This is a genomic window from Acinetobacter haemolyticus, assembly GCF_003323815.1.
GTDB lineage: Bacteria > Pseudomonadota > Gammaproteobacteria > Pseudomonadales > Moraxellaceae > Acinetobacter > Acinetobacter haemolyticus.
Genome location: NZ_CP030880.1, coordinates 2965463 through 2981062 on the forward strand (window position 1 = coordinate 2965463; position 15600 = coordinate 2981062).

Annotated in this window: 17 protein-coding genes and 1 pseudogene; 7 read left to right on the plus strand and 11 right to left on the minus strand. The window is 40.3% G+C overall.

The window, feature by feature from the left end:
* Positions 1–9: 9 nt before the first annotated feature.
* From DS737_RS13700 to msrA, 3 genes are all read left to right on the plus strand, one after another.
* Positions 10–1065: an Lnb N-terminal periplasmic domain-containing protein gene (locus DS737_RS13700; RefSeq protein WP_004637827.1), complete on the plus strand. Its 1056-nt coding sequence runs from the start codon at positions 10–12 to the stop codon at positions 1063–1065.
* Between the two features lie 124 nt (positions 1066–1189).
* Positions 1190–1666 carry an META domain-containing protein gene (locus DS737_RS13705; RefSeq protein WP_005088148.1) on the plus strand — a complete coding sequence of 159 codons (477 nt, stop codon included), beginning with the start codon at positions 1190–1192 and terminating at the stop codon, positions 1664–1666.
* Between the two features lie 104 nt (positions 1667–1770).
* Positions 1771–2295 (plus strand): peptide-methionine (S)-S-oxide reductase MsrA, encoded by a 525-nt coding sequence (gene msrA / locus DS737_RS13710; RefSeq protein WP_005088147.1) that lies wholly within the window; start codon positions 1771–1773, stop codon positions 2293–2295.
* A gap of 55 nt (positions 2296–2350) precedes the next feature.
* On the opposite strand, the gene DS737_RS13715 is transcribed toward msrA, so the two are convergent.
* The 5 genes from DS737_RS13715 to DS737_RS13735 form a co-directional block, all read right to left on the minus strand.
* Positions 2351–2755, minus strand: coding sequence for an ExbD/TolR family protein (locus DS737_RS13715; RefSeq protein ID WP_004637823.1), 405 nt, complete (start codon positions 2753–2755; stop codon positions 2351–2353).
* A gap of 1 nt (position 2756) precedes the next feature.
* The gene (locus DS737_RS13720; protein ID WP_004637822.1) at positions 2757–3377 is read right to left on the minus strand and encodes a MotA/TolQ/ExbB proton channel family protein; all 621 of its coding nucleotides are present in this window, start codon (positions 3375–3377) and stop codon (positions 2757–2759) included.
* Positions 3378–3419: 42 nt separating this feature from the next.
* A complete protein-coding gene (locus DS737_RS13725) occupies positions 3420–4178 on the minus strand; it encodes an energy transducer TonB (protein ID WP_004637821.1) in 759 nt (252 codons plus the stop codon).
* A 235-nt stretch (positions 4179–4413) separates the two neighbouring features.
* A complete protein-coding gene (purU, locus tag DS737_RS13730; protein ID WP_004637820.1) occupies positions 4414–5280 on the minus strand; it encodes a formyltetrahydrofolate deformylase in 867 nt (288 codons plus the stop codon).
* Between the two features lie 83 nt (positions 5281–5363).
* Complete coding sequence (locus tag DS737_RS13735) at positions 5364–6068, minus strand: TetR/AcrR family transcriptional regulator (RefSeq protein ID WP_004637819.1); 705 nt, start codon at positions 6066–6068, stop codon at positions 5364–5366.
* Positions 6069–6190: 122 nt separating this feature from the next.
* Between DS737_RS13735 and DS737_RS13740 the strand changes: the two genes are divergently transcribed.
* The 4 genes from DS737_RS13740 to DS737_RS13755 all read left to right on the plus strand — a co-directional run bounded on the left by DS737_RS13740 (position 6191) and on the right by DS737_RS13755 (position 10182).
* The gene (locus DS737_RS13740; RefSeq protein WP_004637818.1) at positions 6191–7645 is read left to right on the plus strand and encodes a coniferyl aldehyde dehydrogenase; all 1455 of its coding nucleotides are present in this window, start codon (positions 6191–6193) and stop codon (positions 7643–7645) included.
* A 168-nt stretch (positions 7646–7813) separates the two neighbouring features.
* Complete coding sequence (rpmB, locus tag DS737_RS13745; protein ID WP_004649871.1) at positions 7814–8050, plus strand: 50S ribosomal protein L28; 237 nt, start codon at positions 7814–7816, stop codon at positions 8048–8050.
* 12 nt (positions 8051–8062) lie between these two features.
* Positions 8063–8218, plus strand: a complete 156-nt coding sequence (gene rpmG / locus DS737_RS13750; RefSeq protein WP_003654787.1) for a 50S ribosomal protein L33 — start codon at positions 8063–8065, stop codon at positions 8216–8218.
* A 248-nt stretch (positions 8219–8466) separates the two neighbouring features.
* Positions 8467–10182, plus strand: a complete 1716-nt coding sequence (locus tag DS737_RS13755) for a cation:proton antiporter (RefSeq protein WP_004637816.1) — start codon at positions 8467–8469, stop codon at positions 10180–10182.
* Positions 10183–10220: 38 nt separating this feature from the next.
* Here the strand turns inward: DS737_RS13755 and DS737_RS13760 are convergent.
* The 6 genes and pseudogenes from DS737_RS13760 to DS737_RS13785 form a co-directional block, all read right to left on the minus strand.
* Positions 10221–11443 (minus strand): annotated as a pseudogene (locus DS737_RS13760) (IS3 family transposase).
* Between the two features lie 102 nt (positions 11444–11545).
* Entirely contained in the window at positions 11546–11824 is a 279-nt protein-coding gene (locus DS737_RS13765) for a hypothetical protein (RefSeq protein WP_005083636.1), read from the minus strand.
* Between the two features lie 113 nt (positions 11825–11937).
* Positions 11938–12441 (minus strand): DUF6586 family protein, encoded by a 504-nt coding sequence (locus DS737_RS13770; protein WP_004637814.1) that lies wholly within the window; start codon positions 12439–12441, stop codon positions 11938–11940.
* 118 nt (positions 12442–12559) lie between these two features.
* Positions 12560–12805, minus strand: coding sequence for an RNA recognition motif domain-containing protein (locus DS737_RS13775; protein WP_026056275.1), 246 nt, complete (start codon positions 12803–12805; stop codon positions 12560–12562).
* 63 nt (positions 12806–12868) lie between these two features.
* Positions 12869–14848, minus strand: a complete 1980-nt coding sequence (locus DS737_RS13780) for an ATP-dependent helicase (protein WP_004637812.1) — start codon at positions 14846–14848, stop codon at positions 12869–12871.
* 120 nt (positions 14849–14968) lie between these two features.
* Positions 14969–15538, minus strand: coding sequence for an HdeD family acid-resistance protein (locus DS737_RS13785; RefSeq protein WP_005083641.1), 570 nt, complete (start codon positions 15536–15538; stop codon positions 14969–14971).
* Positions 15539–15600: the final 62 nt, after the last annotated feature.

The window sequence follows — 15600 nt, forward strand, 5'->3', positions numbered from 1 at the left end:
CGAATTGTTATGCATGAGATTGGATCACGTGAGTTCTTCATTGGATTAGGGATATGGTTCTTACATAGTACCTTTACTCTTTTCGTGATCCTTTCCAGTATTTGGCTATGTTTAGCCTTATGGATACAGCAACCCCTTGGTCCGATCTTTAGTCGCATTATCATTATTCTTTGGGGACTTTTCGCACTGAGTTTGCTTGGTTTCTATGTCAGCGGACATATTTTTAGTCGACGTACAGATATTCTGCTCTATTGTTTCGCGTTCGCTTGTTCTTTGTTATGGTATTTTTCTTTAGATGCACGTCAAGACCGCGTCTGGGATCCTGAGGTATCTGAGCAACTCAGCTATGAGAAAAAAGGCGATATTGTAACATTGCACAAGGTACGAAACTTTAATTGGTACCCCGATGGTAGTTATGACATTCACTGGGAGGATCGGACAATTGATCTGAACAAAATCACAGGAATCAATGTGATTGCCTCCTACTGGATGGGTCCCCAAATCGCACATACTCTCGTGAGCTTTGACTTCTCAGATCAAAAACCACTGGTATTCTCGATCGAAATTCGAAAAGAAAAAGGCGAATCTTTCTCTGCTATCGGAGGATTCTTTCGTAAATATGAGTTAAGCCTAATTGCATCCGATGAGAAAGATATCGTCTATACACGTAGCAATATTCGTAATGAACAGGTTTATTTATTCCCGATCAAAATTCCTGCTGCAGAACGTAAAGCATTATTTATTGAATATCTTAAAAAAGCAGATGAACTGCGTGCGGAAGCAAAATGGTATAACACCCTGACCAGTAACTGTACCACCTTAATCTTTGATATGGCACAAGCAATTAGCCAGCAAGCATTACCCAAAGATTACCGCTTACTAGCTTCTGGTTATTTGCCAAATTATCTACATGATCTCAAAGCATTGAATCAGAATTACAGCATGAAAGAATGGTATCAACTGGCACATATTAATCCACGTACCGAACAATATGCCAAACAACCAAATCAAAGTAGTGAATATTATTCTGAAGTCATTCGCGCAGGACTACCCAAAACTGAATAATTCTTCTGCTCACTTAATCAAACCTATCTCAATATTTACAAAATGATACGTAATATGCGGCTCAGATCCACGTTTATTAAGTTTAATTAAAATCATTAAACTCAAAGACTCGGATCTTTCATTTATGTTAAAACCATTATTAGCTTCTTGTACTTTGGCAGTTGCGATCATCATGACGGGTTGTACAACCACAGAATCTTTAAGCACCTCTCCAAACGCATCACAGAAAGAAACAATCAATTTATATAATCGCACGTGGATTGCTACACATATTAACGGTATCGAAGTCAAAAGTAATGAGTTATCAATAAAACGACCTTCGATTCAGTTTGATGCTCAAGCTAAACGCTTTTTTGGTGCAGATGGTTGTAACAATATTCAAGGAAGCTTCGAAAGCCAAGGTGCTATTTTACGCTTAGGTGCTGTCGCATCAACCAAGATGGCATGTATTGGTAAAGACAACAATGACCTATCACGTCAATACGCAAATGCCTTAGCTGCAACTACAAACTACCAGCTGAAAGGACATGAACTAAAATTCCTAGATGCTTCTGGACAAGTTCTTGTAACTTTCGTTACGGTGGTTCAACCATTACCCTAATTCACCTTGATCAAAGTCACAGCCCGTTGCAAACACGGGCTTTTACTTTTTGTCGACATCGTTTACTTTAAAGGCATTCATAAAATTAGAAATTGGGGACTTAAATGCAACAAGCACTATTTGGTGGTGGATGTTTCTGGTGTGTAGAAGCAGTTTTTTTACAGCTCAAAGGCGTTAAAAAAGTAGTCAGTGGTTATGCTGGCGGTATTGTGCAGAATCCAAGCTATGAGCAGGTTTGCCAAGGTAATACTCAACACGCTGAAGTTGTGCTTATCGATTTTGATGAGCAACAAATCAGTTACACCCAACTTTTAAATGTGTTTTTTACCACCCATGATCCAACCACATTAAACCGTCAAGGCAATGATATTGGAACACAATACCGTTCTGTTATTTATTATTTCAATGAAGAGCAGAAACAACAAGCCGAACAGGTCATCCAAAGTTTAGAGGATGAAGGACTCAACATTGTGACTGAACTAAGTCCTGAACCGACTTTCTATCCGGCTGAAGAATATCATCAAAATTTCTATGCCCGTAATCCTTCCCAAGGTTATTGCAACTTTAGTATTCCACCCAAATTATCCAAGCTACGCTCTAAGTTTTTAGATTTACTCAAAACTGAATAGCAAAAAAAAAGCAACTCGAAAGAGTTGCTTTTTTTTTCAATGATAGGCGCTAGCTCTAGTTTTCACTAACGAAAGCAATATCACTCAATCCAGCTTCACTGGCACGCGACATAACTTGTGCAACCGTGTCATATTTTGATTCTTTATCTGCACGCAACTGCACTGTCGGTTTTGTTGTTGCTTGACCCGCTTCTGCAAAGCGTGTTTCTAGCTCATCTAAGCTAATGATCTGAGTATCCCAAGCAACTTCACCTTTGGCATTAATACTAATCGTAATTGCTTTTGGTGGTGGATCGATAATTTCAGCAGTTGTTTTTGGTAAACTTAATGGAATTGATGGGTTTGCAACCGTTGCTGTGACTAAAAAGATAATCATCAATACCAACATAATATCGATCAGAGGAATGAGGTTCATCTCATTCATGCCACTGTCGTGGTCTTCACCCAATTGAAAGCCCATTTTAAGCTTGACCTCCAACTAAACTTTGTTGCGTTGCTTTAGCTTCAGTTTTTACCGTTGTCTCTTGTTGCAACATCGTATCGATAAGCAACAGATGTGCTTGATCTTGAAGTTCATGTGCCAAACCACGGTTAAAACGCATACAAATGTTGTAAGCCAATACCGCAGGAATCGCAACAGCAAGACCAAGACCCGTCATGATCAATGCCTCACCGACAGGAATTGCAACCTGCGCTAAGCCTGCCTGACCACTTTTACCAACAGCGACAAGTGCATGGAAAATCCCCCACACCGTACCGAACAAACCCACAAACGGTGCAAGTGAAGCAATCGTACCCAAGACTGAAACGCCTTTTTCAGCTTGCGATTTTTCAGCAGAAATCTGACGAAGCAAAGCTTGTTCAGCAACCGCTTTACGCTGTTCAAAGGTGAGTGGTTGTAACTTTGCTTTCAGTGTAGCCAAAGCCTGAGCAAGCTGAGCATAAGCTTGTTGTTTTAATTGGCGTGTTCCTAAAATACGTAGAATAAAAATCGTCCACGTTGCAATCGACATTGCGAGAAGAACAAAATACAGTGTTTTACTTACTGCATCTGCATGTTGCCAATAAACTGAAAAGTTCATATACGAACTCCTGATTTAATCTGTCACAAGGACTCAAATTTATTAAGGATTAAGATCAAACGGTTGCTCTGCTCGAATTGGGTAAGCAACACCATTCTCCATATACGGTTTAAACTTTGCACTTTTCACAGCACGTACTACTTTTTCATCCAAAGCAGGTATGCCCGAACTGCGTGTCACACGCACATTGGTTACACGGCCTTTTTCATCCGCTTCAATCATAACCATAATGGTGCGTGCTTGGTTATCTAACTCTTTAGGTGTGAAGCTAATTCTTGGAGATCGACTCCATTGTACACCTGAACCACCAATCGATACGGTTCTCGGTGACGGATCAGCTGCTGGCTGGGGTTTCGCCACCTCTTGGACTGGTTGTGGTTTTTCAACAACCTTTTCTTTTACCGTTGTACTAACAACAGTCGTTTCAGTCTTGGTTTCAACTTTTGGTTCAGTTTTTTGAATCACTTGCTTCGGTGCTTCAGCCTTAACTTGTTGCACTTTCTCAATTTTCTTTGGAGGTGGCGCAACAGGTTTTTCAACGACCTTAACCTCTTTTACCTCTTTTTTCGGTTCAGGTTTAGGGGTCTCTTTTGGTTTAGGAGGCTCAGCTTTTGGTGGTTCTTTAATCTTAACGAATTTGACTTTAAGCGGTTCTTTTTCGATTGGTTTTAACTCAATCGTTTTGATGTGGCTAACTGCCCACAAGACTCCCACATGTCCAATCATAACTGCAACTAAAGCAGTGATGATTTTCTTTTTCATCGGGTTTGGTGTGTTAAATGATGCAGGAGATGGACTCATAAGAATCTAAGTACCTATATAGATGGTGTTAGTCTAAAAAACGATTACACACATCGGATAGAACAATTAAAGTGCCGTAATAATAAATGAGAAGTGTTTTCATTTGCAACTGTTTTTTTGTGAATATACTTCAAATCACTGATAAGCCACACAAAAAAGCAACGTTATAATATAACAACACATTCACATAAAAAAAGTATGCCTAAAAAAGCATACTTTTAAAATTTTTGATCGCTTATTGAAACACAACCGTTTTATTGCCATCAACAATCACACGGTCTTCAAGATGCCACTTTACCGCACGTGCCAACACATTACGTTCAACATCTTCACCTAACTCACGTAACTGCTCAACATTGTAGTCATGGCTCACACGCTCAACATCTTGTTCAATAATTGGACCTTGATCAAGATCAGCAGTCACATAATGCGCTGTTGCACCAATCAACTTCACCCCTTTCTCATACGCTTGCTTATATGGATTTGCGCCCACAAAAGCAGGTAAGAATGAATGATGAATATTGATAATTTTCATTTCCCATTGAGAAACAAAGTCTTCACTCAATATCTGCATATATCGCGCTAAGATCAATAAATCATTGCCTTGCATCATGTCATTAATTTGTGCATAAGCTTCTGCTTTATTGTCTTTATTCACCGGCACAACATGGAATGGAATCCCAAAGTTTTCCACTGCTTCACGTAAGTCAGGATGATTTGAGATCACCTGAGTGATTTCACAAGCTAATGAACCACGTGCATGACGCCACAATAGCTCTAACAAAGCATGATCTACTTTAGAAACCAAAATGCCGACTTTCTTTAGCTCGCCAACAAAATTTAGTTTCCATTGCATGCCATAACGTTCAGCAACATTTGCCGCAAAGGTTTGCATCAATGCTTCTTTACGTGATTGTAAATGATCCAACTCAAATTCAACACGCATAAAATAACGTCCGCCTTGAGCTTCTGTTGCGTACTGATCAAGTGCGGTGATGTTTGCTCCCTGATGATACAAAAAGCTCGATACAGCTTGCACAATTCCTGGCTTGTCTTCACAAGTAATCAGTAGTCGTGCTGTATGGGCAGTAGTCGTGTTCATGTTGTTAATTCACTTATTCGAATCAAATTAAAAAAATCAAGCCGAGCATTCTAACGCTTTTTTGCCTACGACTAAATAGCTAGTCACAGATGATCATCATCATTTTTAAGATTCGATAAGCTAGCAAATAACTCTGAAGGTCCAAGCGATTGCAATAATTGCTCATAGGTTTGACGACTTTCACCCATTAAATATGGTCCTTCTAAGAACACCATTTGTCGCAATGCTTGCCAGACCCATTTTTCTTCCAAACGATTGTTGTCACTAATATGACCCGACATATATAAGAAGTTGGTCCAGTTAGTCAGTACGATCCACAAGTTAATGATCAATGCCTCAATTTCTGAGTCAGTCATTTTCATCAATCCTGCATCTACAAAGGCACGATAAATTTTTTGTCCTTGCTGCATAACCTGCCCTGCAAAACGAGGGTAAATCTTTCTAAAGTCTTCATTGTTTTCAACAAGATGGTAAACATCACGATGAATAAAACGATAAGCCCAAAGCTGGTTACTTAATACCTGAAAATAACTAATTTTATCATTGGCATTGAGAGGACGATCATCAGGTAGCGCTAACATTTCCAAAGTTTCAGCCTGATATTGCAATGCTAGTTCTTTGATAATTTCCTGCTTATTACGAAAGTGATAATACAAGTTGCCTGGGCTAATGCCGAGTTCAGCCGCGATATGATTGGTTGTGACTGAACGTTCACCACGCTCATTAAATAATTGCAAACTGATTTGCAAAATTCTGTCTTTGGTTTTGTTTGGTTTAGCATGCGACATTGAATTCAACCATCTATAACATTATCAATAGGTTATAAAACAAGCCCATAAAAGCGACTTGACACTTTAGAGTATTTACTCTAAAAATTAAAAAGTAATAAGATTTCTTTTGGTCTACTCCTATGAACAGTCAAACAAAAACAACCGCAATGACACCTCATGTTGACGTGCAACGATTACATGATTTGCTTGAGCAACAAAAAGTAGCTTACCAACGCCATCCTGTACCAAGCGCAAAAGAACGTATTGAACGCTTGGCTCGATTAAAAAACATCTTGGTAAAATATCAAGATCAATTTGCGGATGCAATTAGTCAAGATTATGGCAATCGTGCCGTTATGGAAACCAAAATTGGTGAAGTTCTAACTTGTTTAGAACATATTAAGTACTATAGCAAGAACTTAACCGAGTGGATGAAGCCCTCTAAACGCCATATCAGCATGTTACATCAACCCGCAAAAGGTTGGGTACAGTATCAACCACTCGGTGTAATCGGAATTATTGCACCGTGGAACTATCCACTATTGCTTTCGGTTGGACCACTAATCTGTGCATTGGCTGCGGGTAACCACGCCATGATCAAAATCTCAAGTGCCTCATCTAATTTTGGATATGTACTTGAAAATGCACTTTCAGAAGCATTCCCTCAAGAACTTGTCGCAGTTGTAAACGGCGGCGGTAAAATCTCTGATGCGTTTAGTCATTTACCATTCGACAAAATGATTTTCACTGGCTCAACCTCTGTCGGAAAAACAGTGATGGCTGCTGCTTCTCAAAATCTCGTACCTGTGATCTTGGAACTCGGTGGTAAATCACCTGCGCTTGTACATTCTTCCATGAATATTCGCGATGTGGCACAACGTGTTGCTGTTGGTAAATTGTGGAATGCAGGTCAAACCTGTGTCGCACCTGATTATATGTTCCTTCCTAAAGGAAAAACTCAAGAGTTCACCAAACATTATCAAGACTTTGTGAATAGCATGTATCCAACACTTGCTGATAACAAAGACTTCACCTCGATTGTGAACGATAAACAATACAATCGCCTCCAAGGCTATCTTGAAGATGCTCATAAGCAAGGTGCAACCATTGTTGAATTAAACAATAACAATGAATCTCTCACTGAAGCACGTAAAATTGCACCGACATTAGTCACAGGTGTAACAACTGACATGGAAATCATGAAGAATGAGATCTTTGGTCCAATTCTTCCGATTTTAGAATATGAGCAAATTGAAGACGCACTACAATTTATCAATAGCCGCCCTCGCCCGCTCGCATTCTATTATTTTGATGTCGATAGCGCTCGTGCTGAATATATTGCGGGTCGTACCCATTCTGGGCATTTCGGGATCAACCAAGTCTTAACTCATGTTGCTCAGGATGACTTACCGTTTGGCGGCGTTGGCGCATCAGGTATGGGTAAATATCATGGTAAAGAAGGCTTCTTTAGCTTCTCTCATGAACGCTCAATGATGTCAAATCCAGTCAGCCCTAAACTTTATAGTCTGAAATTTATTTTACCTCCGTACAATAAAGCAGCACACAAACTGCTTTTGAAAACACTATTCCGTTAAGATGATCAAGGCATGATCTATCACACGAGATCATGCCGAGTTTTTACCAAATTCGCTTGTCTTTTAATCGTATTTTTGGTATAAAACGCCCCTTGAATGATTTCATCCGTTTACTTGAATGGCTAGTTGCACGAAACCGTGCTATATGAACTAGCAATGGAGTTCACCATGTCTAAGGTTTGCCAAGTTACCGGCAAGCGTCCTATCGTTGGTAACAACGTATCGCACGCAAACAACAAAACCAAACGCCGGTTCGAGCCGAACCTGCACCACCACCGTTTTTGGTTAGAAAGCGAAAAGCGTTTTGTACGTCTTCGTTTAACCACTAAAGGTATGCGTATTATTGATAAATTGGGTATCGAGAAAGTTGTTGCTGATCTCCGTGCTCAAGGTCAAAAGATCTAAGGAGTCTGAACAATGCGTGATAAGATTCGCCTCGTTTCTACAGCTGGTACAGGTTATTTCTATACCACTACTAAGAACAAACGTACTATGCCGGAAAAAATGGAAATCAAAAAATTTGATCCAAAAATCCGTCAACACGTAATCTTCAAAGAAGCTAAAATTAAATAATTTTAGTTCTTTAAAAAAACGACTTCTATTGAAGTCGTTTTTTTCGCTTAACATTTCTACTCTGCATCTATTGCTATGAAACTCAGAATACCGCTCAAAGTTGGAGAAAATTTACATAATTTTTTTTGATAATTAAAAAAATTGACATCAACAAATCCGATTTTACTTGTTACAATTTATTCGAAATTTTCTTGGCATGTTTTATGCTCATTTATTTATACCTTAACCGCAATGATTAAGGAGCGACAATGCCACATGACGTTGGTTTAATTATATTACTTGCTGCTGGTTTTGGTTTGGCGCTGGTTTTTGGCTTTATCGCAGCACGTTTACGCCTACCTCCTTTAATTGGTTATCTTATTGCCGGGATTATTATTAGCCCGAACACCCCAGGCTTTGTGGGTGATATGAAACTCGCAAATCAACTCGCCGAACTTGGAGTGATGTTTCTCATGTTCGGCGTGGGCATGCATTTCTCGATCAATGACTTATTACAAGTTCGCCGAATTGCTTTACCTGGTGCAATTTTACAGATCACTGTAGCCACCTTGCTTGGTATTGGTGTGTCTATGTACTGGGGCTGGGACTTTGGAGCTGCACTCATTTTTGGTCTCAGCTTATCGTGTGCGAGCACTGTCGTTCTACTTAAAGCCCTAGGAGATCGAGGTTTACTCGACTCGGTCAACGGCAAAATTGCCGTGGGTTGGCTTTTGGTCGAAGACCTGGTTATGGTTTTAGCTTTGGTACTACTACCTGCTGTTGCTGTATTACTCGGTGGGCAAGCCCTGCATGGCACAAATCCTGAACAGAGTATCTGGGTCACAATTGGCTTAACACTTTTAAAAGTAACGGGCTTCATTGCCTTTATGCTGATTGTAGGTAAGCGCGTTGTACCCATGATCATGCAGTTTGTTGCTCGTCTTGGCTCACGTGAGTTATTTACCCTAACGGTTGTGGCTGCCGCAGTTTCGATTGCTTATGGCTCTTATGCGGTATTTGGTGTCTCTATGGCACTGGGTGCTTTCTTTGCGGGTATGGTGGTCAAAGAGTCAGACTTTAGTCATCGTGCTGAAGAGGAAACACTTCCTCTTCGTGAAATCTTTGCCATTTTGTTCTTTGTTTCGGTCGGGATGCTATTCGACCCAAGCATCTTGCTCAAAGAACCACATCATATTCTCGCAGTTGTTGCGATCATTATGATTGGTAAAACGCTTGCAGCGATTGCTCTGGTTTTGTTTTTCCGTTATCCCCTCAATACAGCTTTAACAGTCGGTGCAAGTCTCGCACAAATTGGCGAATTCTCATTTATTTTGGCAACCATGGGGGTCGCACTAGGATTACTTACGCTCGAAGCACAAAATCTTATTTTAGCGGGAGCTTTGTTCTCGATCACATTAAACTCTTTTGTGTTCTCAGCAATTGAACCGACACAACGCTGGATTCGTCAACGTTCGCATTTAGCACGCTTGTTAGAGCGTAGTGGTGACCCTCTTGCCATGCTTCCAGATGAAGTAGATCAAGAGTATTTACGTGATCAGGTCGTGATTATCGGCTATGGCGGTGTTGGACGTCGTATTACGGAGAATCTCATCGCACAAGATATCAAAGTTGTGATCGCAGAGGAAAACCGAGAAATAGTAGAAAAGCTAAGAGCTGAAGGTGTTGCTGCGGTTAGTGGTGAGGCAACCGAACCAAATGTATTAATTCAAGCACACATTCATCATGCTCGTTTGTTGGTGATCTCACCAATGGATATCTTAGATATTCATCGCATCGTCGATATTTCTAAAAAGCTTAATCCGAAAATTCAAGTTCTCATCTGTGCTGAAAGTAAAGAGGAAGCAGCCGTTATTCGAGAGGAAAATATTGGTGAGGTGTTCTATGCCAAAGAAGAAATGGCAAAGAATATGAGCCACCATATTCTCAATCAAATCGAACTTGCCCATCACCCTGTTGGACATTAATTCTGTCTCGTCCTGAAATAGGTTGACACCTATTTTCATTAAAACGCCCGATGCACCGCATCGGGCGTTTTGTATTTTAATGCTAAGTGCGGTCTACGTGTATTGTAAATTTTCACAGACTCTGCAACCATTTGAGCTGCCTCTTCCAAATTGTTAGGTTTCTCTAACAGGTACTCATTCTTCAGTATTCCATTCACGCGCTCTGCTAATGCATTTTGGTAGCAATCATAGCCATCCGTCATTGAACAGCGGACACCGTGCCGCTGGTGCATTTGTTGATATTTCGCAGAACAGTATTGTATGCCTCGATCCGAGTGATGAACCAATTGAGTATCTTTAGATTTCCGTTGTCTTAATGCCTGCTGATAAGCCTTTAATACCAAATCAGTTTTCAGATTGTTATCAACATAATAACCAACGATCTTTCCTGACCATGCATCCGTCACCAGACTTAAATACGCTTCTCCTGTTTTAGTTGGCAAATAAGTAATATCAGCAACCCATAACTGCTCAGGGCGTGTTGGAATGACTTGATTCAGAGTACCCTGCTTCAACAGATTTGGATGACACCGAAACCGATGGTGACTATTTGTCGTCTTGTGATAAGCTCGTTTAGGTCGAACCAATAGGCGGTGGACTCTGAGTAAATCAAATAATCTATCCCTACCAATACGAATCGAATTTAAGGTGAGTAACAAATGCTGCAATTTCCTCGTCCCTAAGCGAGGATGCCACATCCGTTCCAGCTGCACTTGTTTTAAAACTGTATGGTTTTGCTCGTTTTTATGCACCTCATGCTGACATTGTTTGTAATAGGCTTGTCAGCTTATACCTAAATAATGACAGCTTTGTCTGATACTTAGCCCTGTCGCTTTCTTGCTTTGGATAGCTTGCCTCGTGGCTTTTTTACGATACTGACTCCATAGTCTCGCTCTAAGATATTCACAATTTCCTCAAAAAGCTCTGCCTTTTGTTGCGTTGCAGCCAATTGTTGTTCGAGTTCTTTAATTCTTTGCTCTGGGGTGAGTGGTATCGATGATTCTGACATGGATATACCTCTAGCATGGGGCAGTGGCCGACCTTTACTCCAGTCTAAGCGACCATGCTTGCGAAGCCAAACTAGAACAGTAGAACAACCTTGGATGCCATATCTATCTTGTGCTTGCTTATAGGTCATTTCGCCTTTTTCGACTTGATCTACAACAGCTAATTTAAAAGCGAGAGAATAATCTTTTTGGGTTCGCTTAACGATTGTTTTCATGACACTCTCCTTTTCTTTGATAGAAAAGTGTCAACCTTATTTAGGACGGGTCATTCCTAAAACATAAAAAAGCGTACTTGAAGTACGCTTTTTTTGCTTTGATCAGCTGAAATGCTGTGGTTGTTCATCCACCACTTCAGCTTGCCATTGATTCATCTGTTTTTCCAATAGACCAAAGAGCGCCGCTTGTATCATGTGTTGTGCGACAGTAGGTGTTTGATCACCGAGTATTTGTTTCACTTCTTCGCTAAATTGAATTTTTACTAAAGGTTCATTCTCAGAACCTGCATTACGCAAAGCAAGTACACCACCTTCGAGTTGAACCAATTCGAGAACGGCTTCTTGATTACCAAATAATTCTTTTAACTGCTGCATTGACATATAAGTTCTCCATGCTTCAACCATGGTGGCAAAACACAACTGTGCTTTACTCTCTCACGTCTTATTTATATAAGTACGATGTGCATAGATTTCAAGTATCTCACTGCTAAGACTTAAAACTCAACCATTTCATTACGAAAACCATCAATTAAATGGCTGAGTTCACGATGCCATTCACGCAAGATTTTTACATCAGGTAACCATGCTTGAGGGCTTTGCGTGACTTTAATAATCAGATTTGAAGAAGTCTCATTTTCAGGTTCAGGCGCAGTCGGCTCAGGGGCATATTGGCACATACGGTAAGCTCGTTTTAACTCAGCAATAAAACCATCTTTTGCTAATTGTTGTAACACCGCAACTTCAGGTGAAACTTGCCCCTTGTCAGCCATATGCTCTTCAATTGACTTGAAAGTTGGTTGCAAATCATTCAGACGATAATAACGTACCAATTCTTGTAAGAACGCTAAAATCGCACCATGTAAGTGAAATACAGCAGCTTCACGATGCGCTTGCACTTGTTGAATATGTTCAGTTTGCTCTGCTTGTTGACATGCGAGTCGAGCAAAATACAGTTTTTGATTGGTCCGATCAGCATGATAACGAGCAACACGAGACATAGATAAATCCCTATTTCAAATAATTTAAAGCATGATCGATTGTAAAACGAAATATGTGAGAAACAAATAGCCGAGATTACATCAAAGAAAGACGAGGAAGTGATTCCTTACGAATAATTTAAGCTTTATCGTCTGCAGCTTTCACTCGGATACCCACACCTTTGACACGTAAGGTATTTAAGCCTTTAATCGCTTTAACAGCTTCTCTAGGGTTGGTCATTTCTACAAAGCCAAAACCTTTAGATTTCCCTGTTGCCTCGTCCTTCACTACGACACAAGATTCGACTTTGCCATATTGCTTGAATAACTCAAGGACTTCTGCATCAGTCACGGAACGATCTAAATTGCGAACTAAAATTTTCATGCTAAAACCTAAAAAATGATTCATTTTTAAAGAAATGAATCAAAATAATTGAATATGCCTAGTTTAATCGAGATCAATACCAAAACCTAAACTTATTGCTGAGTTACGCTGCCAATTACTTTTATTAAATGACGATGGAACCTGACGATGAATCTGCACATCCACTAAATGTTGAGGTAAATCATTTAGAAAGTAGCTTTCTATCTTCCGCCCCAACTCATCATATTGATCTTGTGACCATAGATTTAAATTCTGTTTGGTCAAAATCAATTCATTTTCCGCACGTGTCAATGCCACATACAATACACGCCGTTCCTCTTCAACATCATCAAAATCACCTTGTGCTCTAGCGTGTGGATATTGATTTGGCGACACATGTGGGACGTAGCAGACCTTTTGCTCAGTTCCTTTCGCCGAGTGGATCGTAATCAGAGTCACCAAATCTTGATCAGGTGTTTTATCAATTTCTGAAACAGAGATTGGATCGAGGACATATTCTTCTAAAAACTCCCCAAGAGAACGATGCTTACGTGCCAATTGTTTAACCAAATCAAAATCTTTAGTACGACGAGACCAATCTTTGTTTTTATAGTTATTCTCTAATTGTTCATTGAGCGCATCAAGCGCCAAACCAATACAGGCTTCCACATGTTGCTGTAACACATCCAACTGCATCAAGATCAAAATCGCTTGTTGTGGAACTTTACCGTGGCGTTCTAAGCGCTGACAGCGAGCCTCAATATCAGGAAGCTGAATCAACTCTTGCGCTAATTTACTTGCACCGACATCCCCCACCCCATCCCATAAAGTCAAAAAGCGCATCCAAGCCAAATCATCCTGTGGATTGACACTCACCCGCAGCAGGCTCAATACATCTTTAACATGTGCAGATTCAAGTAATTTTACACCGCCAATGAAGCGATAAGGAATATTGGCCGCGATCAATGCCCCTTCTAAATAACGCCCGCTAAATCCTGAGCGCAGCAACACCATATGCTCAGACCACGCAGCGCCTTGTAGATGACGTTGATTTAAATCTTGAATAATCCAGTTTGCCTCTTCAAATTCATTACTTAAAATATGAAGTTGTGGTTTTAAGCCTTGCCCCCGATAAGCTTTCAAATGTTTATCGTATTCGATCTGACTTTGATCAAGTAACCAATTAGATAAATCTAAAATCCCTTGCGTCGAACGATAATTCATTTGCAAAGTCAGCACTTCAGCATCAGGCACACGCTCTTTAAAGTGATGAATATTTTCAAAGTCCGCACCACGAAAGCCATAAATAGATTGCGCGTCATCCCCTACGCAGAATAATTTCACTTTACCGACCAAGGGCTGCAACAAAGCCCATTGTAAAGGATTGGTATCTTGCATCTCATCGACCAAAAGCGCTGAGCAAAAACCGGTTACCCACTTCACCAATTCAGGTGAATTCTGCAAATGTACCGCCACGATCGCCAAAATATCATCGTAATCAAGGAAGTTTCGCTCTCGCTTACGCTGCTCATAGGCTTTCATGAGTTCAGTAATTTGTGCTTTATACTCGATAGCTTGTGGTAGCTGCGCCACCAAAGCTTCTGATAGTTTGGTCTTAGTATTTCGTGCATACGAGTACAAATCACACAGCTCAGCCGCTTTAGGCAGTACATTCCCTTTATCTTTACCACGTAACAAACGAAACATCAGTAGCTGATCATCACGATCAATAATACTGAATTGGGTCAAACCAAATGCACGCGGATTACGACGCAATAAATACATACAAAAGGTATGAAATGTCGAAGCCCGTAAGCCCTTCGCCTGTGCACCCATATGTTGTTCAACACGCGTCACGATTTCACTCGCGGCACGGCGCGTAAACGTGAGAATCTGAATCTGTTGAGCTGGTAGACCCTGATCAATTAAATACGCTGCTCTCGCCACAATGGTTTTGGTCTTGCCACAACCCGCACCAGCTAAGACCAAACAGTTTTGAGCAACTGTTGTTGCAGCGAGTCGCTGTTGTGGGTTTAATTCATCAATTAGCTTGGCAAGCGTCATAGAAATGGTCAATTAAAAATGAATTACTATTTTAGCAGACTAAAATGCTTCAATCCGCCCCGCGACAAAACAAAAAGAGCATGTCAATGCATGCTCTTAATTTTAAAATGATCACTTCACTCAAACAGCTGTTGAACTATGCGGTAATTGTTTAATCGCATTTGCAAAGGTGAGGTAATTAATTCCTTGGAATAGGATATCAATCGCAAGAAACATACCTAATACCCAAAAAGGTGATCCTGGTAACGACAAAATCAAGATACCAGTCAACAATGTCAATAAACCCGAAAACAAAATCCAGCCCCACCCAGAAAGCGGTTTTAGGATAAATGCATTAATTAAGCGAATCATGCCTGCAATAATTAAAGCAATCGCCAACAAATTCGTTAACACGACAGCCGTAATCACAGGTGTGGTAAAAGCAAAATAACCTGCAATTAAATACAATATTCCAAATATTGCCCATAACCATCGGGTTCCACCTTTAAATACAATAAATGCAGCACCCAAATGCATGACACCACTTAACATCATCAGCACACCGAATAATAGAACGGCGGAAAGGGTTGCAAACGGTAAAGCAGCTAAAAGAATGAAGCCAAAGACAACCAATAAAATGCCTAATAATAAATACCATTTACGATCAGCGTGCAGCTGATTACGAATCAAATCATTACCCACTGTTTTCATATTTATTTACTCTTTTATCATCAATGTTATATCTCTATATTGAGCAAGTTTTTCCCTAAACT